The 19,513-nt window shown below is 68.8% G+C and carries 16 protein-coding genes; 5 read left to right on the top strand and 11 right to left on the bottom strand.

The annotated features are described in order from the left end of the window. Positions 1 to 13: 13 nt before the first annotated feature. From ACZ5IQ_RS06765 to cysD, 3 genes are read right to left on the bottom strand one after another with little or no spacing between them, the layout of a single operon-like run. Positions 14 to 760: a 3'(2'),5'-bisphosphate nucleotidase CysQ gene (locus ACZ5IQ_RS06765; RefSeq protein WP_346416909.1), complete on the bottom strand. Its 747-nt coding sequence runs from the start codon at positions 758 to 760 to the stop codon at positions 14 to 16. Beyond that, positions 757 to 2,604 carry a sulfate adenylyltransferase subunit CysN gene (gene cysN, locus ACZ5IQ_RS06760; RefSeq protein ID WP_346416910.1) on the bottom strand — a complete coding sequence of 616 codons (1,848 nt, stop codon included), beginning with the start codon at positions 2,602 to 2,604 and terminating at the stop codon, positions 757 to 759. The genes ACZ5IQ_RS06765 and cysN overlap by 4 nt, the downstream gene beginning before the upstream one ends. Position 2,605: 1 nt before the next feature. Continuing rightward, positions 2,606 to 3,556 (bottom strand): sulfate adenylyltransferase subunit CysD, encoded by a 951-nt coding sequence (cysD, locus tag ACZ5IQ_RS06755; RefSeq protein WP_212812552.1) that lies wholly within the window; start codon positions 3,554 to 3,556, stop codon positions 2,606 to 2,608. A 243-nt stretch (positions 3,557 to 3,799) separates the two neighbouring features. On the opposite strand from cysD, the gene ACZ5IQ_RS06750 reads away from it, so the two are divergent. Then, complete coding sequence (locus ACZ5IQ_RS06750; protein WP_110772304.1) at positions 3,800 to 4,213, top strand: PaaI family thioesterase; 414 nt, start codon at positions 3,800 to 3,802, stop codon at positions 4,211 to 4,213. Between the two features lie 91 nt (positions 4,214 to 4,304). Here the strand turns inward: ACZ5IQ_RS06750 and ACZ5IQ_RS06745 are convergent, their stop codons facing one another. From ACZ5IQ_RS06745 to ACZ5IQ_RS06715, 7 genes are all read right to left on the bottom strand, one after another. Next, entirely contained in the window at positions 4,305 to 6,203 is a 1,899-nt protein-coding gene (locus ACZ5IQ_RS06745; RefSeq protein ID WP_371824522.1) for an ArnT family glycosyltransferase, read from the bottom strand. Between the two features lie 59 nt (positions 6,204 to 6,262). Next, positions 6,263 to 7,519, bottom strand: coding sequence for a bifunctional glycosyltransferase family 2/GtrA family protein (locus ACZ5IQ_RS06740; protein ID WP_212812553.1), 1,257 nt, complete (start codon positions 7,517 to 7,519; stop codon positions 6,263 to 6,265). Positions 7,520 to 7,613: 94 nt separating this feature from the next. Next, positions 7,614 to 9,512: a glycosyltransferase family 39 protein gene (locus ACZ5IQ_RS06735; RefSeq protein WP_406775632.1), complete on the bottom strand. Its 1,899-nt coding sequence runs from the start codon at positions 9,510 to 9,512 to the stop codon at positions 7,614 to 7,616. 14 nt (positions 9,513 to 9,526) lie between these two features. Next, complete coding sequence (locus tag ACZ5IQ_RS06730) at positions 9,527 to 11,131, bottom strand: sensor histidine kinase (protein ID WP_212812555.1); 1,605 nt, start codon at positions 11,129 to 11,131, stop codon at positions 9,527 to 9,529. Beyond that, positions 11,109 to 11,813 (bottom strand): response regulator transcription factor, encoded by a 705-nt coding sequence (locus ACZ5IQ_RS06725; protein WP_212814924.1) that lies wholly within the window; start codon positions 11,811 to 11,813, stop codon positions 11,109 to 11,111. The genes ACZ5IQ_RS06730 and ACZ5IQ_RS06725 overlap by 23 nt, the downstream gene beginning before the upstream one ends. A gap of 126 nt (positions 11,814 to 11,939) precedes the next feature. Next, on the bottom strand, positions 11,940 to 12,188 hold the full coding sequence (locus ACZ5IQ_RS06720; protein WP_212812556.1) for a hypothetical protein: 249 nt from the start codon (positions 12,186 to 12,188) through the stop codon (positions 11,940 to 11,942). A gap of 186 nt (positions 12,189 to 12,374) precedes the next feature. Beyond that, positions 12,375 to 12,620, bottom strand: a complete 246-nt coding sequence (locus tag ACZ5IQ_RS06715; RefSeq protein ID WP_212812557.1) for a hypothetical protein — start codon at positions 12,618 to 12,620, stop codon at positions 12,375 to 12,377. 223 nt (positions 12,621 to 12,843) lie between these two features. Between ACZ5IQ_RS06715 and ACZ5IQ_RS06710 the strand changes: the two genes are divergently transcribed. From ACZ5IQ_RS06710 to ACZ5IQ_RS06695, 4 genes are read left to right on the top strand one after another with little or no spacing between them, the layout of a single operon-like run. Next, complete coding sequence (locus ACZ5IQ_RS06710; RefSeq protein ID WP_212812558.1) at positions 12,844 to 13,818, top strand: ABC transporter permease; 975 nt, start codon at positions 12,844 to 12,846, stop codon at positions 13,816 to 13,818. Next, on the top strand, positions 13,815 to 14,720 hold the full coding sequence (locus ACZ5IQ_RS06705) for an ABC transporter permease (protein WP_212812559.1): 906 nt from the start codon (positions 13,815 to 13,817) through the stop codon (positions 14,718 to 14,720). The genes ACZ5IQ_RS06710 and ACZ5IQ_RS06705 overlap by 4 nt, the downstream gene beginning before the upstream one ends. Further along, positions 14,717 to 16,552: a dipeptide ABC transporter ATP-binding protein gene (locus tag ACZ5IQ_RS06700; RefSeq protein WP_212812560.1), complete on the top strand. Its 1,836-nt coding sequence runs from the start codon at positions 14,717 to 14,719 to the stop codon at positions 16,550 to 16,552. The genes ACZ5IQ_RS06705 and ACZ5IQ_RS06700 overlap by 4 nt, the downstream gene beginning before the upstream one ends. Further along, on the top strand, positions 16,552 to 18,228 hold the full coding sequence (locus ACZ5IQ_RS06695; protein WP_406775634.1) for an ABC transporter family substrate-binding protein: 1,677 nt from the start codon (positions 16,552 to 16,554) through the stop codon (positions 18,226 to 18,228). Before ACZ5IQ_RS06700 ends, ACZ5IQ_RS06695 begins: the two co-directional genes overlap by 1 nt. Here ACZ5IQ_RS06695 and ACZ5IQ_RS06690 read toward each other — a convergent pair. Continuing rightward, entirely contained in the window at positions 18,215 to 19,471 is a 1,257-nt protein-coding gene (locus ACZ5IQ_RS06690) for an alpha/beta hydrolase (RefSeq protein WP_464481012.1), read from the bottom strand. The genes ACZ5IQ_RS06695 and ACZ5IQ_RS06690 overlap by 14 nt on opposite strands. Positions 19,472 to 19,513 lie beyond the last annotated feature (42 nt).

Genomic DNA, 19,513 nt, shown 5'->3' with positions numbered 1-19,513 from the left:
GATGTCGCGAGAGCTACTGCGTCGCGGTGATCGCCAGCACCCGCTCGGCCAGTTCCGGCCGGCACACCACCAGGTCGGGCAGCTTCGGGTCCTCGCGGTTGTAGACCAGCGGCGAACCGTCGATCCGCGAGGTGTGCAGGCCGGCAGCGCGGGCCACCGCGACCGGCGCGGCGGAGTCCCACTCGAACTGACCACCGGCGTGGACGTAGACGTCGGCCCGGCCCTGGATCACGGCCGCGACTTTGGCTCCGGCCGAGCCCATTTCGACCAGGACTCCGTCAAGGGCGTCACGCACCGCGAGCGCGATGGCCGGCGGGCGGGTGCGGGACACCACGATGCGCGGCGGACCGTCGACCGCGAAGGGCGCGGCCACCTCGGGCGTGTGCAGCGTGGTGTTCTGCGCGGGCAGCGCCACGGCGCCGGCGACCAGCTCGCCGGATTCCCACAGCGCCACGTGCACGGCCCAGTCGTCACGGTCCAGCTCGGAGAACTCGCGGGTGCCATCGAGCGGGTCGATGATCCACACCCGGTCGGAGGTCAGGCGGGCGCTGTTGGCCCGTTCCTCCTCCGTCGCCTCCTCCGAGAGCACCGCGTCATTGGGACGCAAGCGTGCGAGCTCCGTCATCAGGAACTCGTGAGAGCGCTTGTCCCCCGCCGCTTTCCGCTCGGAAGCGTCGGCCGTGGCGAACTCGGCCCGCACGTCCAGCAGCAGGTCACCCGCGCGGGTGGCCAGCCGCTCGGCAACCTCGTGATCGGTCATCGCGGCGCCACCAGCATGTCGACGACGCGCTGCGCCTGAGCATCCAGATCACCCGGCACCAGCGCCAGGTCCGGGTTCTTCGGCCGCTGGTACGGGCTGTCGATACCGGTGAAGTGCGTGATCTCACCGGCACGCGCCTTGGCGTAGAGCCCCTTGGGATCGCGGGCCTCGCAGTCGGCCAGCGGGGTGTCCATGAACACCTCGAAGAACTCGAATCCCTGGTCCGTGTGGACCTTTCGCGCCAACTCACGGTGCTCTTCCAGCGGGCTGATCGCCGGCACCAGCACGATCTGGCCGGAGTCGGCCAGCAGCGTGGCGATGTGGGCCAGGCGGCGCAGGTTCTCCGAGCGGTCGGCCATGGAGAAGCCCAGGTCCGAGTTCAGCCCGTGGCGCAGGTTGTCGCCGTCGAGAACGTATGCGGGACGTCCCAATTCGAGCAGCTTGCGCTCCACCAGCATGGCGACCGACGACTTACCCGAGCCGGACAAGCCGGTGAACCACACCGTGCTGCCCTTCGACAACCGGTCCTCGGCCGTGACGAGGTTGGCGTGCCGCACCGCGTTCGGGCTGGCCGACCGGTTGGCCGCCGGCGTGGTGTCACGCACCATGCCCGCGGCGACGGTGCCGTTGGTGTCCGGGTCGATCAGGATGAACGAGCCCGTCACGGCGTTGCGCGAGTACTCGTCGAGCAGCAGCGGCTGCTGCGTGCGCAGCGTGACGCGGCCGAGTTCGTTGAGCTTCAACGCCGTTGCGCTCTTGTCGCGGTGCAGGGTGTTGACGTCCAGCCGGTAGTCCAGGTCCGAAACCCGGGCCCGCGTGGTGCGGGTGGTGTGCTTGATGATGTAGTCCCGGCCCGGCTCGAGGCTCGCGTCGTCGGACATCCAGCACACGGTGGCGTCGAATTCCTGCGTGGTGTGCGGCTGGTTGTGCACACGAGCGATCATGTCGCCGCGCGAGATGTCGATGTCGTCGGCCAGACTCACCGATACCGCCATGGGCGCGAAGGCCTCCTCGAGCGGCCCGGTGGGGCCGTCGATCGCGGTGATGGTGCTGGTCTTTCCCGTTGGGAGAACGACGATCTCGTCGCCGGGGCGCATGACGCCACTGGCGATGGTGCCCGCGTAGCTGCGGTGGTCGGCGTGCTCGTGGGTCTGCGGGCGGATGACGTACTGCACCGGGAAGCGGACGTCCATGAGGTTGCGGTCACCGGCGATGTACACCTCTTCGAGGTGGCTCAGCAGCGACGGACCCTCGTACCACGGCGTCTTGTCCGACTTGGTCACCACGTTGTCGCCGGCCAGCGCCGACAGCGGGATGGTGGTGACGTCCTGGATGTCCAGGCGGGCCACGAACTCGTGGAAGTCGTCGCGGATCTTCTCGAAACGCTCACGGTCCCAATCGATCAGGTCCATCTTGTTGACCGCCAGCACGATGTGCTGGATGCCGAGCAGCGAGGCCAGGAAGGCGTGCCGGCGCGACTGCTCCAGCAGCCCGTGGCGGGCGTCGACCAGCACGATGGCCAGCTGCGCCGTCGAGGTGCCGGTGACCATGTTGCGGGTGTACTGGATGTGACCCGGGGTGTCGGCGATGATGAATTTCCGCTTGGCCGTGGCGAAGTAGCGGTAGGCGACATCGATGGTGATGCCCTGTTCCCGCTCGGCGCGCAGGCCGTCGGTGACCAGTGCGAGGTCGGTGTAGCCGTGGCCGCGTTCCTTGGAGGTGCGCTCGACGGCGGCCAGCTGGTCCTCCATGACGGCCTTACTGTCATAGAGCAGCCGGCCGATCAGCGTGGACTTGCCGTCATCGACGGAGCCAGCAGTGGCGATACGAAGCAACGTTGCCATATCAGAAGTAGCCTTCCCGCTTACGGTCTTCCATGCCGGCCTCAGAAATCCGGTCGTCTGCGCGGGTCGCGCCGCGCTCGGTCAGTCGGGACACCGCGGTCTCGGCGATGACTTCCTCGACGGTCGAAGCCTCCGACTCGACGCAACCGGTGCAGGTGACGTCACCGACGGTGCGGAACCGGACGGTCTTGGTGATGACCGGCTCGTCGTCGTTCGGCTTCAGGTATTCGTGCACGGCCAGCAGCATGCCGTCGCGCTCGAAGACCTGGCGCTCGTGCGCGTAGTAGATGCTCGGCAGCGCGATCTCCTCGGCGCCGATGTAGGCCCAGATGTCGTACTCGGTCCAGTTCGACAGCGGGAAGACGCGGATGTGCTCGCCCTTGCGGTGCCGGCCGTTGTACAGGTTCCACAGCTCGGGGCGCTGGTTCTTGGGGTCCCACTGGCCGAACTCGTCGCGGAAGCTGAAGACACGCTCCTTGGCGCGGGCCTTCTCCTCGTCGCGCCGGGCGCCACCGAAGGCGGCGTCGAACTTGTTCTCGCGGATGCCGCGCAGCAGCGACACAGTCTGCAGCGGGTTACGCGAGGGACCGTTGTCGACGACGCGTCCGGCGTCGATGTCGTCCTGCACGCTGGCCACGACCAGGCGCAGGTTGTACTTCTCGACCAGGGCGTCGCGGGTGGCGATGACCTCTTCGAAGTTGTGGCCCGTGTCGACGTGCATGACGGGGAACGGCAGGCGGCCCGGCGCGAACGCCTTGATGGCCAGGTGCAGCATCACGATCGAGTCCTTGCCACCGGAGAACAGCAGCACCGGCCGCTCGAACTCCGCGGCGACCTCGCGGATGATGTGGATGGCCTCGGCCTCCAGCGATCGCAGATGGCTCAATTCGTATTTGGCGGCCCGCTGGTCCACCTTGGACGCCTCGGCGGCGTCGGGAGTGACGGTCATCATTTCCCCGTAAAGTTGGTAGAACTGGTCAAGTTAAGAACCATGGTCGGAATTTACGTGCCCGGTGGCGCAGTGTCAACGGTTGTAACCACCGAGATCAGGTGGAACAACGCCGCCGGCGGCTGCCGGCTTCCCGATCGCCGTCTCTGCCCGAAGGAGCACCCCACCCCACGCTTCACGCCGGGTCGCCATCACTACCTGCCAGGTAATTGAACCGACTACCCGCCGCGCGCAGACTTCCATGACATGAGCCCGAGTACCGGCGCCGAGGTCATGGCGCAGTTCATCCCGCAGTCACCGCTCGTCGCCAAGCTGGGCATCGTCGCCGAAGCACTCGACGCCCCGGAGGTCCGGTTGCGGATGCCGTGGGACCCGACCAACACCACGCTGGCCGACATGGTGCACGGCGGCGCCATCGCCGCACTGGCCGATGTCACGGTCATGGCGGCGGCGTGGTCGACCGAACGCGAACCCGAATCGCTTCGCGGGGTGACGATCTCGATGTCGGTCCAGTACCTGGCGCCCGCCCGGTCGACCGACCTGATCGGTGTCGGGCGCGTGCTGCACCGCGGAAAGTCCTTGGTGCACTGCGAGGTCGAGATCGAGACACCGGGCGGCGACCCGGTGGCCAAGGCCGTCGGCACGTACAAGATCGGCTGAGCGAGGCCGCCCGATCGAGGCCAACGAAACGCAATGCCTCGGATCGCAGTCACCTGCTGACTGCAATCCGAGGCATAGACGCGTGCTCCGATCAGTGGGGCGCCTCGAGGTCGTAGACCGTCGCGCCACCGACGTCGAGCTTGGCGAAGTGCCCCGTCACCCATGCGGTGATCTCGGCGGCACTACCCCGCTCACGCCGGGGGCCGCCGGGCCCCTTGTGATCGCCGGCGATGAAGTAGTGGATCTGGCCGTCCTCCACGTACCGCTGGAACTGCGCCAGGGTCGGCGCGTTGTCCCCGCCGGAGAATCCGCCGATCGCCATCAACGACTTGCCGGTGCTCAACTCCAGATCGCCGGCCTGGAAGGACCCGACCGTCGCTGCGGCCCAACGGTTGTCGGCACCGCGGATCAGGTTCTCGAGTTCGGCGTTGGGGCCGTCGCGGTGCGGACCACCCGGGCCACCACCCGGCCACGAATCACCGCCGGGCCGCGGCGGACCTGACATCGAGCCGGGGCCACTGCTGTGGGCCGCGGCCACGTTGTAGATCGTGAACGACGCCGACCCGGCCAGGGCCGCGGCGACCGCGATACCGGCGACGACGGCCGTGACCCGTCCGGAGCGCGCCCCGACCGCCACGACGGCCACCGCCGCCAGGACCGCCACCACCGCGATGGTCCACCGCAGGGCGGGCATCCAGTCCGGGGTGCGGGACAGCAGCGCGAACGCCCACCCGGCCGAAACGACCAAGATTAGTGCGAGCAACAGCCGTGCCGACAACGTCTCCCGGCGCTGCCACAGCTGCGCGACCACCATGCCGGCCAACGCGGCGACCGCAGGGGCGAGCGCGACGTTGTAGTACGGGTGCACCGTGCCGTCCATGAAGCTGAACACCGCACCGGTCACCAGAAGCCAACCGCCCCAGAGCAATACACCCGCGCGTGCCAGGTCGGTCCGCGCGGCGCGGCGACTGGTCCACAACAGCAGCACGAGACCGAGCAACGCCGCGGGCAGCAACCACGACACCTCGACGCCCATCGACGGGCCGAAGAGCCGGGTGATGCCGGCGTGGCCGCCGAAGAAAAGGTTGTCCCGCATGCCGCCGCCGGGGCCGCCTGGGCCGCCGCTGGGACGGTCACCGCCGGTGATCCGCTCGATGCCGTTGTAGCCCAACGCCAACTGCAGCAGGCTGTTGTCGGTCGACCCGGCGATGTATGGACGGGCGTCGGCCGGCCACAGGCTGACCAGCGCGATGTACCACCCGGCCGAAACCACCACGGCCACACCGGACATCAGCAGCGCGCTGATCCGGCGTCCCACGCTGAACGGCGCGGCGACGAGGAATGCCAGGGCCAGACCCGGTACCGGCAGGAAGGCCTGCAGCATCTTGGTCAGGAAGGCGAAGCCGACGATGACGCCCGTCAGCGTCATCCACCGCGCGGACACGGCGAATTCGGCGGACTGGATGGCCCGCACCGTGCAGTAGGCCGCGCTGATCAGCAGCAGCACGAGCAGCGCGTCGGGGTTGTTGAACCGGAACATCAGGGCCGCAACGGGAGTCACCGCCAGCACCAGACCGGCCAGCAGTCCGGCGGCCGCGCCGCTGGTGCGACGGACCGTCGCGTACAGCATCCCGACCGACGCCACACCCATGAGGGCCTGCGGCAGCAGCATGCTGAACGCGCTGAATCCGAACAGCCGGCCGGACAGGCCCATCAGCCACAGGGCGGCCGGCGGCTTGTCGACCGTGATCGCGTTGCCGGCATCGAACGATCCGAACAGCAGCGCCTCCCAGTTCTGGGTGCCGGCCTGGGCCGCGGCGGCGTAGTACGAGTTGGCCCAGCCCGACGAGCCGAGCGCCCACAGGTACAGCACGGCCGTCCCGGCCAGCAGTGTCAGCAGCGCGGTCCGTTCCCAGACCGGGCGTCCCCACACGGCCGGGCGGCGGCGAGCCTTCGGCAGGTGAGCCTTGGCAGGCGCGGTGGCGATCACGAGCGGGTCTCCTCTGAAGCGGTTGGTAGGCAGGTCAATTCGCGCACTGGGTGGACGCTCTAGCTCTGACGCCGCGGGTGGAACACCCAACCGCGCAGCAGCACGAACCGCACTGCGGTGGCAACCAGGTTGGCGGCCACCAGCACGCTCAGCTCGAGGAGATGGTGGGCGTGCGGCGCGAACACGTGCAGCCCGGCCAGCGCCCCGCTGGTGATGGTCAGGGCGATACCGAAGACGATCAATCCCTCGAACTGGTGCCGGGTCGCACTCGCCGCTCCCCCACCGCGGACGCCGAACGTGAACCGCCGGTTGGCGGTGGTGTTGACGATCGCGGTGAGCAGCAGGGCGATCAGGTTGGCGGTCTGCGCGCCGAGCGCGGTGTGCATCATCATGAACAGCAACAGGTAGGCCAGCGTCGAGGCGACGCCGATGGTCCCGAAGCGGACGACCTGACGCAGCAGCGAGCCGGGCGCGGCCGCCTTGGTCGACGAACCCAGCTGGGCGGCAATCGTGTTCACCGGGATGCTGCCGTTGGCGAAGCCGCGCAGCAGGCGGCCGACGCCCTTGAGGTCGGCGGCCGCGGTCGCGATGATGTCCACGCGGCTGTCGGGGTCGTCGACCCAGTCGACGGGGACCTCGTGGATGCGCAGTCCCGTGCGCTCGGCCAGCACGAGCAGCTCGGTGTCGAAGAACCAGCCGGTGTCCTCGACGAGCGGCAGCAGCGCCTGGGCCACGTCGGCCCGGATGGCCTTGAAGCCGCACTGGGCGTCGGAGAACTTGGCCGACAGTGCCCCGCGCAGGATCAGGTTGTAGCAGCGCGAGATGAACTCCCGCTTCGGCCCGCGCACGACGCGGGAAGACCGGGCGAGCCGGGTGCCGATGGCCAGGTCCGAGTGGCCCGAGATCAACGGGGCCACCAGCGGGCCGAGGGCCGCCAGGTCGGTGGAGAGATCGACGTCCATGTAGACGAGCACCGGGGACTGCGAGTGCGACCACACCTCGTGCAGCGCGCGGCCGCGGCCCTTGAGCTCGAGCCGCACGACGCGGACGTTGTCGAACTCGAGGGCCAGCTCGGCGGCAACCTGTGGGGTGGCGTCGATGCTGGCGTTGTCGGCGATGGTGATCTGCACCGGGTACGGGACGTGCTCTTCCAGGTGGCGGTGCAGGCGGCGGATGCAGCCGGGCAGCGCGACCTGCTCGTTGTAGACGGGCACCACGATGTCCAGCACCGGGACGCCGGCAGCGCGTGCGGCGAGGGCGGCATTTGGGCGCGTAGTGAAGCGTTGCTCGGCGTCGCGCTCGACCAGGTTCGTCATGACATTGATTTTTGGACCGCAGCTTTAGGCCGCCATGGGCTGAAGCTATGGGCCAGCTATGTGTTTCGAGCCGCCGACCGCCCGCACCGCGGGATCAGCGCGGCCGGGTCAGGTCGTAGACGACGGTGTTGTCCACAGTGGTGGCGGTGAAGTGTGCGCTGACCCAGGTGGCGATCTGCCGCGATTCCTGCTTGTCATCGTCCTGGCCGTGGTGTCCCCAGCCCATGTTGATGTCGCCTTCGACGAAGTAGTGAATCTGTGCGGCGGCGACGTACTGCTGGAACTGCGCGAGCGTGGGCGCGGGGTCGGTGCCGTTGAAGCCGCCGATCGCCATGACCGGGACGCGGGCCGCCAGCTGGTAGCCGGCGGCGTTGGTGGAGCCGATGACGGCGGCCGCCCAGCGGTAGTTCGCGGCGTCGGCGCTCAGCAGTGCGCTGACGGCAGCGCTGGGCTTGGGAGACTCGAAGAGCCCGCCGCCCGGCCGGAAGCCTTGCGGCGGAGCGCCCATCGCACGACCCGGCCCACCGGCGGGGCCCCGGGCCTTCATGCGCCCGGGAGGAGGCGGCCCCCACCCCGAACCGTGTCCGCCGGGCCCGCTCACGGACGGCATCGCCCCGGTATGCGAAACACCAGCGGTGGCAATCGAATACGCAGTGGGTGCCGCTAGGGACACCAGGACCGTGACGGCCACCACCAGGCGTGCGGGGCCGAATCGCGGCGGCGCCAGCAACAGCAGTGCGGCGACGGCGCCCACGATCAGCACCGAGGTCCGCAACCAGCTGATGTCAGCGCGACCCAGCAGTATCGCCGCCACCGCCGCCGTGGCCACCACGGTGCCGGCCATGGTCAGCCGGGCCACCAACGCAGTGCGGTTGCGCCACAACAGAACCGATCCGATACCCACGCACGCGCCGATGGCCGGCGCCAGCGCGACCGTGTAGTACTGGTGCACGATGCCGTTCGCGAAGCTGAACACCGCGGCGGTGAGCACCAGCCACCCGCCCCACAGGATCAGGGCGCCCCGCGTCGCATCGGTCCGCGGGGCGCGCCGCGTGAGTACCAGTCCCGCGACCAGACAGATCAGTGCCGCGGGCAGCAGCCAACCGGCGTAGCTGCCCATGCTGGCGCCGATTAGCCGGTCCCAGCCGACATCGAAGTTCGGGTTGCCCAGGCCACCGGGCTCGTTCCCGTTCAGCCGGCCCACACCGTTGTAGCCCAGTGCCAGTTCGATGATCGAATCATGTTGCGATCCGCCGACATACGGGCGCGACGCGGCCGGCCACAGCTCGACCAGCGCCAGGTACCAACCGCCGGAGACGACCATCGCGGCGGTGCCGCCGAGCAGCCGCCACAGCCGGGTACGCACCGGAGACGGCCCGGCGACCAGGTACGCGGCCGCGAAGGCCGGCAGCACCAGGAACGCCTGCAGCATCTTGGCCAGGAACGCGAACCCCGCGGCCACCCCGGCGGCGACCAACCACCAACGGCCCGCGTCCTCTTCGCAGGCACGCTGCACGCAGTAGGCACCGATCACCAGCAGCAGGACCAGCAGCGCGTCGGGATTGTTGAACCGGAACATCAAGGTGGCCACCGGTGTCAGCGCGAACACCACACCGGCCAGCAGGGCGGCGGCCGGCCCGGCGGCGCGGCGCACCGCGGCATACAGCACCGCCACCGCCGTCACACCCATCAGGGCCTGCGGCACCAGGATGCTCCAGGAGCTGAGCCCGAACAGCCGCACCGACAGGTCCATCACCCACAGCGCGCCGGGAGTCTTGTCGACGGTGATGGCATTGCCGGAGTCGCTGGCGCCGAACAACATTGCGGTCCAGTCACTGGCACCGGCCTGCGCGGCCGCTGAATAGAAGCTGTTGGCCCACCCACTCACCGACAGGTTCCACAGGTACAACACAGCGGTACCCGCCAGCAGGAGTCCGAGCTGGAGTTGTTCGCCGAGCGGGCGGCGGCGTAGTTCGCGAGTCACCAGTCTCATTGTGGGAGCGTTGATTAGGCGGACGTCGAGGCAATGCTGTGCAGCGGCTGTGAGCCTGCGGCCGCCGGGCCCGCGGGCAGGCGCACGGTGAAGACCGTCGCGCCGGGTCGGCTGTCGACGCTGATGGTGCCGCCGTGCGCTTTCACGACCGCGGCGACGATGGCCAGCCCCAGGCCGGTGCTGCCGGCCTGCCGGGACCGCGACGAGTCGCCACGGGCGAACCGCTCGAACACCTCGGGCTGCAACGTCTTTGGAATCCCCGGGCCGTCGTCGGCGACGCTGATCACCGTGGCGTCCGCATCGGCGGACAGCGCGATGGTCACCGACGTACCCGCCGGCGTGTGCGTGCGCGCATTCGCCAGCAGGTTCACCAGCACCTGGTGCAGCCGCGCCGGATCGCCCTCGATGGTGACGGGTTCCTCCGGCAGATCCAGCGACCAGTTGTGGTCGGGGCCGGCGACGTGGGCGTCGCTGACCGCGTCCACGACCAGCTGGGACAGGTCGACGTCCTCCATCTCCAGCGGCCGGCCGGCATCGAGACGGGCCAGCAGCAGCATGTCCTCGACAAGTCGGGTCATCCGGACCGTCTCGGATTCGACGCGGTTCATGGCGTGCGCGACATCGGCGGGCAGTTCGTCGCTCTTGCGTTGCGCCAGTTCGGTATAGCCCCGGATTGCGGCGAGCGGCGTGCGGAGTTCATGACTGGCGTCGGCCACGAACTGGCGCACCCGCGTCTCACTGGCATGACGGGCTGCGAGCGCGCCGGCGATGCGGTCCAGCATGCGGTTGAGCGCCGAACCCAGCTGGCCGACCTCGGTGTGCGCGGCGACGGGATCGACGTGCACGATCTCCGTCGGCAACTGGACTTCACCGCGGTCCAGTTCCCGGTCGGCGACATCGCGCGCGGCCGCGGAAACCCGTGACAGCGGGGCGAGTTGGCGGCGGATGATCCACACCCCGACCACCGTCGCCCCGATCAGCGCCAGCGCGCCCACCGCACAGAACATGCCGAGCACCCACAACAGCGTGTTGTCGACGTGCCGGGTGGGCAGGCCGGTGACGATGGTCTGCGGACCGCCGTGCCGGGGATGCAGGCCGATGACCCGGTACGTTCCGACACCGTCGATGTCCATGGTGCGGATCTTCCGATCCGGTCGCACCTGCGCCAATTGTGCTGTGGCCGTGGTGGTCACCGAGTCACGACTGCCCTCGGAGGTGATGACACCGGCGTCGACCTGGCCACGGAACACCACCGCTCCGATGGTGCCGACGGCCTGTCCGGGCGCGTTGAGGAAGCCGGGACCGGGGCCGGCTTCGGGGTCGAAGCGCATCCGGAAATGCGGATCCATCGACGGCCGCGGCACCCCACCGGTCAACGGCGGCGCCATGGGCGGCGGTGGCAGCTCGAAAATGGCGGCCGAGCGCCGGCCCGCCTCCAGCACCTGGTCGTCCAGCTGATGCAGCAGAAAGCGCTGCAGCGCAAACTCGGTCGCGGCGCCGACGCCGACGATGACCAGCGCCAGCAGCAGAACCTGGGTGACCAGCAGCCGCACCCGCAGCGACCAGGTGCGCGGCTGCCAGATGCGCGTGCCGGCCTCAGCGAGCGGGTCGGAGGACATATCCGGCGCCGCGCAGCGTGTGGATCATGGGCTCGCGGCCACTGTCGATCTTCTTGCGCAGGTACGACACGTAGAGTTCGACGATGTTGGAGCGGCCGCCGAAGTCGTAGCTCCACACGCGGTCGAGAATCTGGGCCTTGCTCAGCACCCGCTTGGAGTTGCGCATCATGTACCGCAGCAGTTCGAACTCGGTAGCGGTCAAGGTGATCTGTTCGCCGGCGCGCGTCACCTCGTGACTGTCCTCGTCGAGCACCAGGTCGCCGACGACGATCTGCGCGTCACCGGCCTCATTCGCCACACCGGTGCGGCGCAGCAGCGCGCGCAGCCGCAGCACCACTTCCTCGATGCTGAACGGTTTGGTCACGTAGTCGTCGCCGCCCGCGGTCAGGCCGGCGATGCGGTCCTCGACCGAATCCTTCGCGGTCAGCAGCAGCAGGGGCAGGCCCGGGATCTGTTCGCGCAGCTTGCGCAGCACATCGAGCCCGCTCATGTCGGGCAGCATGACGTCCAGCACCACCACGTCGGGCGGGTTGTCCTTGGCCAGCGCGATCGCCGTCGCGCCGTCGCCGGCCGTGGCGATGTCCCAGCCCTCATACCGCAGTGCCATGGACACGAGCTCGGCGAGGACGGGCTCGTCGTCGACCACGAGGACGCTGATCGGCTTGCCGTCGGCCCGGTGCATGACGACACGCGGGGCTTCACTGTCACGGGCGGTGCTGCTGGGACCTGTCACAGATTCCATTATTCGCACCGGTGTGGGGCGCGACTGTGGCGAATCTATGCGCGAGCTGTGAATTGGGCCGAGTGGCTAACCCTGGGGGTTGGTGTCCGGCGACTGCCCGGCCCACAGCGGAGCCTTGCCCGTGATCGACGGCGCCGCAAAGGTGACCGGTGCGGTCGTGCTGGTCGACGTGATCAACGTGCTGTTGGCCGACGTCGTCTCGGAGGGGCCCGCCAGCACCCCGGCACATACCGCCGCGGCGCCTAGTGCCGCGCTTCCACCGATGATGCCGATTGCCCATTTCAAGGTGATGCCAGAAGTCTCTGGTCGACTCATGGTCTGCCTCCCGTGTACTTGGGACCACTGCGCTGCGCCGCACCGTCGGGGCGCGGCCTTTCATGCCTTCGAGTCAACGCCGCCAATCTGGCAACACACTGAATCGCTTCTGGCAGTTCGCCTGCATAGCCGCAGCGCGGGAGTTTGGGCCGCGGCGGAGGCCTGTCCGCCACGACCCAGACCTCATCAGCCCGGATCCTGCCCCGGGTACAGCGGAGCGGGTCCGGTGATGGCCGGCGCGGCGCTGACGATCGGCCCGACCGTCGTGGCGCTGACGACCGAACTGACCGAGGTGCCGTTGGCCGATGTCGATTGCAGAGTTTGCGCCTGCGCCCCGACAAACGCCACGGCCATCGCACAGACAGCCATGCTCCCGGCGATGACGCCGGCGGCCCACTTCTTGTTGATTTCAGAATGCTTGTTTTGACTCATCGCGGGTCTCCCACCTAGACGCGATCCGCCACGATTTCGCCACACCGTTGGGGCCCGCAGCCGGTCAAACATTTCAAGTCGTCTCGGCCGTCAGGTATTCCACAGAATCAGAACTGGTCGGGTCACCAGCCCGGGAACAGGGCGGCGGCCATCAGGTGCCAATCCCGCGCTAGCGCGCCGGGATCTCTTAACCTGTCCAGATGCGGTTTCCAGCGAGCAACCCATGACGCGGTTCCTGATCCGCCGATTGGTCAACTACGCGATCCTGTTGACGCTGGCGACGTTCCTGACCTTCGCGCTGACGTCGGTGACCTTCCACCCGCTGGACAGCCTGCTGCAGCGCAACCCGCGGCCACCGCAATCCGTCATCGACGCCAAGGCCCACGACCTGGGTCTCGACAAGCCACTGCTGCCGCGCTACGCCAACTGGGTGTCCGGCGCGGTACATGGGGACTTCGGGAAAACCGTTACCGGGCAACCGGTTTCAGAAGAACTGGGACGACGGGTGTGGACCAGCCTGCGGCTGGTGGCCATCGGGTCGATCCTGGGCTCCATCATCGGTGTGATCATCGGGGCGTGGGGCGCCATCCGGCAGTACCGCTTCTCCGACCGCACCATCACCGTGCTGGCGCTGCTGATTCTCAGCGCCCCGACGTTCGTCATCGCGAACATGCTGATTCTCGGCGCGCTCGGCGTCAACGAGGTGCTGGGCTTCCAGTTGTTCCAGTACACGGGCGAGACCTCGCCCTACGCGGCCGGCGGTTGGCACGGATTCGTCGACCGGCTGCAGCACCTGGTGCTGCCGACCGCCACCCTGGCCCTCGGCGCCATCGCCGGATACAGCCGCTACCAGCGCAACGCGATGCTCGACGTACTCGGCCAGGACTTCATCCGGACCGCCCGCGCCAAGGGCCTGACCCGGCGCCAGGCGCTCTTCAAGCACGGCCTGCGCACCGCGCTGATCCCGATGGCCACGCTGTTCGCCTACGGCGTCGCGGGCCTGGTCACCGGTGCGGTGTTCGTCGAGAAGATCTTCGGCTGGCACGGCATGGGTGAATGGATGGTGCAGGGCATCAACGGCCAGGACGCCAACATCGTCGCCGCGTTCACCCTGTTCTCCGGGACGACGATCCTGATCGGCGGCCTGCTGTCCGACGTCGTCTACGCCGCCCTCGACCCCCGGGTGCGGGTCTCATGAGCGTCCAGTTCGGGCTGCCGCGCGCCCGCTTCGCATCGCGCCGCACCTTGGTGGCGCGGCGCTTCGTCCGCAACCGCCCCGCGGTGGTGTCGCTGGTGCTGCTGGTGGCGCTGTTCGTTGGCTGCTACGCCCTGCCGCCGCTGCTCCCCTACTCGTACACCGACATGGACTTCGACGCGCTGCTGCAGCCTCCCGACGGCCGGCATCTGTTCGGCACCAATGCCCTCGGCCAGGACGTGTTCGCGCAGACGTTGCGCGGCATGCAGAAGTCGATGCTGATCGGCGTCTGTGTCGCCGTGATCTCGACGGTGATCGCCGCGACGGTCGGCTCGGTGGCGGGCTACTTCGGTGGCTGGCGCGACCGGGTGCTGATGTGGGTCGTCGACCTGCTGCTCGTGATCCCCGGTTTCATCCTGATCGCGATCGTCACGCCTCGCATCCGGCACCAGAGCACGGTGCTGTGGCTGGTGGTCCTGCTGGCGGCGTTCTCGTGGATGATCAGCTCGCGCATGGTGCGCGGTCTGACCATGAGCCTGCGCGAACGCGAGTTCGTCACGGCCGCACGGTATATGGGTGTCAGCCACGCCCGGATCATCGCCCGGCACATCGTGCCCAACGTGGCGTCCATTCTGATCATCGACACCACCCTCAACGTCGGCATCGCGATCCTGGCCGAAACCGGTTTGAGTTACCTGGGTTTCGGGGTGCAGCCGCCCGACGTGTCCCTGGGCACGTTGATCGCCGACGGCACCCCGTCGGTCACCACGTTCCCCTGGGTGTTCCTGTTCCCGGCCGGCGTCCTGGTGCTGATCGTGCTGTGCGCCAACCTGATCGGCGACGGCTTGCGCGACGCGCTCGATCCCTCGGCCCGGCCCCGTCGGCGGCGGGTGGTGAAGCGATGAGCGCGCCGCTGCTCGCGGTCCGCGACCTCACCGTCACCTTCCAGACGTCTGACGAGGACGTCTCGGCCGTGCGCGGCATGAACTTTCACATCGCGCCCGGCGAGGTGCTGGCCTTGGTCGGTGAGTCCGGCGCCGGGAAGTCCGCGACCGCCATGGCGGTGGTGGGGCTGCTGCCCGAGCACGCCCAGGTGACCGGTTCGGTGAAACTGCAGGGCAAGCAGCTCGTCGGGCTCGATGACGACGCGATGTCCCAGGTACGCGGCCGGGTGATCGGCACGGTGTTCCAGGACCCGATGTCGGCGCTCACGCCCGTGTACACCGTCGGCGACCAGATCGCCGAAGCCCTTCGCGTGCACGACCGTTCGATGGGCCGGCGGGCCGCGCGCGGCCGGGCGGTCGAACTGCTGGAGTTGGTCGGCATCAAGCAGCCCGCGGCCCGCGCCCGCGCGTTCCCGCACGAGCTGTCCGGCGGTGAGCGCCAACGCGTCGTCATCGCCACCGCGATCGCCAATGACCCCGATCTCATCATCTGCGACGAACCCACCACGGCGCTCGATGTCACCGTGCAGGCGCAGATCCTCGACGTGCTGCGCACTGCCCGCGACGTCACCGGCGCCGGGGTGCTGATGATCACGCACGATCTCGGTGTCGTCGCCGAATTCGCCGACCGCGCAATGGTGATGTACGCCGGCCGGGCGGTCGAGACCGCGCCGGTGGCGAACCTGTACCGCGACCGGGTGATGCCGTACACGGTCGGCCTGCTGGGCTCGGTGCCCCGGCTCGACGCACCGCAGGGCTCGCGGTTGGTGCCCATTCCCGGCGCGCCGCCGTCGATGGCGGCACTCCCGCCGGGTTGCCCCTTCGCGCCCCGCTGCCCGCTGGCCGACGACGACTGCCGGGCGGCCGAACCCGCGCTGCTGGAGGTCGCGCCCGGACAGGCCGCCGCCTGCATCCACACCGACCAGGTGACCGGCCGCAGCGCAGCCGAAATCTACGGGGTGGCAACCGAACCCGAGGTCGTCGCGGATGACGGCGCCGAGCGGCCGGTGGTGCTCGCGGTCAACGACCTCGTCAAGACGTTCAAGCTCAGTGGCGGGTTGCTGCGGCGCAACGTCGGCGAGCTGCGTGCCGTCGACGGCGTCAGCCTGCAGCTGCGGCAGGGCCGGACCCTGGGCATCGTCGGTGAATCGGGCTCCGGCAAGACCACCACGCTGCACCAGATCCTGAATCTGACCGCGCCGCAGTCGGGTTCGATCACGGTGCTCGGCCAGGATGTGGCCGGCCTGACCCGCGACACGCGCCGCGAGCTACGCGGCGACCTGCAGGTGGTGTTCCAGGATCCCGTGGCGGCGCTGGATCCGCGGCTTCCGGTGTTCGATGTGCTGTCGGAACCCTTGCGGGTCGGCGGTTTCGACAAGAACCGGATCGACGACCGCGTCACCGAACTGCTCGGCATCGTCGGGCTGCGGCACGAGGACGCCGCCCGTTACCCTGCCGAGTTCTCCGGTGGCCAGAAGCAGCGCATCGGCATCGCCCGGGCCCTGGCGCGTCAGCCCAAGATTCTGGCGCTCGACGAACCGGTGTCGGCGCTGGACGTCTCGATCCAGGCCGGCATCATCAACCTGCTATTGGACCTGCAAGAGCGCTTCGACCTGTCGTATCTGTTTGTCTCGCATGACCTTTCGGTGGTCCGCCACCTGGCCCACACCGTGGCCGTGATGTACAAGGGCGCCGTCGTCGAACAGGGCGATGCCGCACAGGTTTTCAGCGCCCCGCAGGACCCATACACCCAGCGGCTGCTCGATGCCGTGCCGCAGCCGGGAGGGGAATGATGACGTCCCGTCGCAGTCAACTGGTGGTGGCCCTCATCGCCCTGATCGCCCTGATGGCCGGCTGCTCGAGCGAGTACCGCGGGTCCAGCGCCGGCGCACCGAAACTCGGTGCGGCCAACGACCTCAACCCACACGACCCCGCGACCCTGAGGGAAGGCGGCAATCTGCGGCTGGCGCTCACCGCGTTCCCGGACAACTTCAACACGCTGAACATCGACGGCAACACCGTCGACACCGCCGCGATCCTGCGGCCCACGCTGCCCCGGGCATTCATCGTCGGACCCGACGGTTCGACCACCGTCAACCACGACTACTTCACGGACATCCAGCTCACCGGCACCAATCCGCAGGTCGTCACCTACACCATCAACCCCAAGGCCGTCTGGAGCGACGGCGCCCCGATCACCTGGGAGGACATCGCCGCCCAGGTCACCGCGACGACCGGCAAAGACCCCCGGTTCCAGATCGCGAGCCCCAACGGCAGCGAGCGGGTGGCCTCGGTGACCCGCGGCGTCGACGACCGGCAGGCCGTCATGACGTTCGCCCGCCCGTACGCCGACTGGCGCGGCATGTTCGCGGGCAACGGCATGCTGCTGCCCAAGGTCTCGACGACCGATCCCGAGGTGTTCAACAAGGGACAGCTGAACAAGCCCGGGCCGTCGGCCGGCCCGTTCGTCGTCTCGAACGTCGACCGCGGCGCGCAGCGAATCACGCTGACGCGCAACCCGAAATGGTGGGGCACCCGGCCGCTGCTGGACAGCATCACGTTCCTCGTGCTCGACGACGCCGCTCGTATCCCGGCGCTGCAGAACAACGCCATCGATGCCACCGGGCTGGGCTCGATCGACGACATGGTGCGCGCCCGACGCACCAAAGGCGTCGACATCCGCACCGCGCCGGGACCCACCTGGTCGCACCTGACCTTCAACGGCGCGCCCGGCTCGCCGCTCGCCGACCCCGCACTGCGCCACGCCATCGCCATGGGCATCGACCGGAAGACCATCGTCACCGTCCTGCAGCACGGTCTGGTGGACAACCCGGTGCCACTCAACAACCACATCTACGTCGCGGGGCAGGCGGGCTACCAGAACAACAGCGGCGGGACGCCTTTCGACCCGGAGGCGGCACGGCGCGAACTCGACGCGCTGGGCTGGAAGCTGCCCGCCGGCCGCTCGGTGCGGGAGAAAAACGGCAAGCCGTTGAACGTTCGGATCGTCTTCTACGACGCCCCGAGCGGCCGGCAGATCGGGCAGCTGACGCAGAAAACCCTCGCCGATATCGGCGTCAAGCTGGAACTCGTGGTGTCCTCCGGCGCAGACTTCTTCAGCCAGTACATCATTCCGAGTAACTTCGATATCGCCGCCTTCGCCTGGCAGGGCGACGCCTTCCCCTTGAGCGGTCTGACCCAGATCTATGCCTCGGGCGGCGAGAGCAACTTCGGCAAGATCGGCACGCCCGAGATCGACGCCAAGATCGAGCAGACGCTCGACGAACTCGATCCCGTCAAGGCGCAGGCCCTGGCCAACCAGCTGGACCGCATGCTGTGGGCCGAAACGTTCAGTCTGCCGCTCGCCCAGTCGCCCGGAAATGCGGCGGTCCGAAGCACTTTGGCCAACTACGGCCCTGCGGGCCTGGGCGACCTGAACTACATGACGATCGGCTTCACCAAGTCCTGAGCTGCCTGATGGCCCGCGGCAGCCCGGCCGGCACCAGCGACTCGGCGGCCGCGGCCGTCGCGATGCCCTTGACCATCAGGCGCACCGTGAAGTCCGGCGGCATATTGTCCAATTCCGTTGCCCGGTCCGGCAATTCCGCATATTCGCCGGCACACACCGCAGTGGCGATGGTCAGTGCCGCACCCTCACGCATGTCGAGCACGCTATGTCCGGCGCTGGGCAGTTCCAGCAGCACAGCGTCCGGAATCAGTTCGGCGACCCGCTGGGCGATGGCCGGCGGCGTGATCAAGTCCCGGCCGCCGGAGATCACCACGGTGGGCCAGTCGAATCCCGGCATCGCGGCCACCAGGTCGAAAGGTTCGGCGACGAAATCCGGGTCGCCGGTGGCCGATTCGCGGTATGCCAGCGCCGGGTCGAGCGGCAGGCCGTCGGGCTCGGGGGCATAGTTGAGCTCCTGGTAGCCGATGTGCTCGACCAGGTCGGGCTCATGCCGGTACGGCGTCTTGCTCTCGAACAGCAGCTTGGTGCTGTGCCCGATGGCGCCCCAGAGGAGGCCGCGTCCGGTGAGCAGCAACTCGAGCTGCTGCTCCAGCACTTCCGGGCCGACCAGGCCGTACAGACCCGTCGCCAGTTGCACGACCCAGGGCGTCAGCTGCCCGTCGGCGGCCAGGTCCCGCACCCTCTTGGCGAGCCCCTCCGTCGCCGGTTCGGTGCCGTCCCACAGCACGGCCCGGGTGGCCTCGCGCACCGCGTCGATGTCGTCGGCGCACAGCAGCGGTGAGTCCAGCACCATGGCATGCACGCGGGCGGGATGGCGCACGCCGACGCCGGCGGCCAGGTAGCTGCCGTACGACGTGCCGTAGATCACCGCGGACTCGACGCCGGCGTCGTCCAGGACCGCCGCGATGTCGTCGACCGCGGCCTCGATGGTCAGCGCCTCAGTGGGTAGGTCGGCGCCGTCGTCGTCGTGTCGGGACATGCCGACGCCCCGGTGCTCGACCATGATGACGTCCAGACCGGCGGCCGTCGCCCGGCGGCGCAAATTGCGGTAGTGCCCGATGGACGCCGCACCCGGCCCGCCCGGAATGACCACCAGCGGATGCTCGCTGAGCGGCCCGGTCCGCACGTAGAACAGATCGAATTCCTCTGCGCCACTTGACCGGACGGGTCGCCGCACCGACCGTACCCCCGGCAGCGCCGCGAGCTTGTCGTGCGCCTTGCGGCGCTTGGCGTTCATGGTCATCGACACTCATTCTGCCGCGTTTGGTTCGGCGCGAGCGTAAGC

Source organism: Mycobacterium toneyamaense (assembly GCF_055384815.1).
Note: the sequence above shows the minus strand (reverse complement) of the source record. Positions and strands in the feature narration are given on the sequence as shown.

Coding starts and splice junctions, on each gene's coding strand:
- ACZ5IQ_RS06690 (WP_464481012.1), bottom strand. CDS start 19,471: ATGACCATGAACGCCAAGCGCCGCAAGGCGCACGACAAGCTCGCGGCG.
- cysD (WP_212812552.1), bottom strand. CDS start 3,556: ATGATGACCGTCACTCCCGACGCCGCCGAGGCGTCCAAGGTGGACCAG.
- ACZ5IQ_RS06710 (WP_212812558.1), top strand. CDS start 12,844: ATGACGCGGTTCCTGATCCGCCGATTGGTCAACTACGCGATCCTGTTG.
- ACZ5IQ_RS06715 (WP_212812557.1), bottom strand. CDS start 12,620: ATGAGTCAAAACAAGCATTCTGAAATCAACAAGAAGTGGGCCGCCGGC.
- ACZ5IQ_RS06740 (WP_212812553.1), bottom strand. CDS start 7,519: ATGACGAACCTGGTCGAGCGCGACGCCGAGCAACGCTTCACTACGCGC.
- ACZ5IQ_RS06720 (WP_212812556.1), bottom strand. CDS start 12,188: ATGAGTCGACCAGAGACTTCTGGCATCACCTTGAAATGGGCAATCGGC.
- cysN (WP_346416910.1), bottom strand. CDS start 2,604: ATGGCAACGTTGCTTCGTATCGCCACTGCTGGCTCCGTCGATGACGGC.
- ACZ5IQ_RS06765 (WP_346416909.1), bottom strand. CDS start 760: ATGACCGATCACGAGGTTGCCGAGCGGCTGGCCACCCGCGCGGGTGAC.
- ACZ5IQ_RS06705 (WP_212812559.1), top strand. CDS start 13,815: ATGAGCGTCCAGTTCGGGCTGCCGCGCGCCCGCTTCGCATCGCGCCGC.
- ACZ5IQ_RS06700 (WP_212812560.1), top strand. CDS start 14,717: ATGAGCGCGCCGCTGCTCGCGGTCCGCGACCTCACCGTCACCTTCCAG.
- ACZ5IQ_RS06735 (WP_406775632.1), bottom strand. CDS start 9,512: ATGAGACTGGTGACTCGCGAACTACGCCGCCGCCCGCTCGGCGAACAA.
- ACZ5IQ_RS06750 (WP_110772304.1), top strand. CDS start 3,800: ATGAGCCCGAGTACCGGCGCCGAGGTCATGGCGCAGTTCATCCCGCAG.
- ACZ5IQ_RS06725 (WP_212814924.1), bottom strand. CDS start 11,813: ATGCACCGGGCCGACGGCAAGCCGATCAGCGTCCTCGTGGTCGACGAC.
- ACZ5IQ_RS06730 (WP_212812555.1), bottom strand. CDS start 11,131: ATGTCCTCCGACCCGCTCGCTGAGGCCGGCACGCGCATCTGGCAGCCG.
- ACZ5IQ_RS06695 (WP_406775634.1), top strand. CDS start 16,552: ATGACGTCCCGTCGCAGTCAACTGGTGGTGGCCCTCATCGCCCTGATC.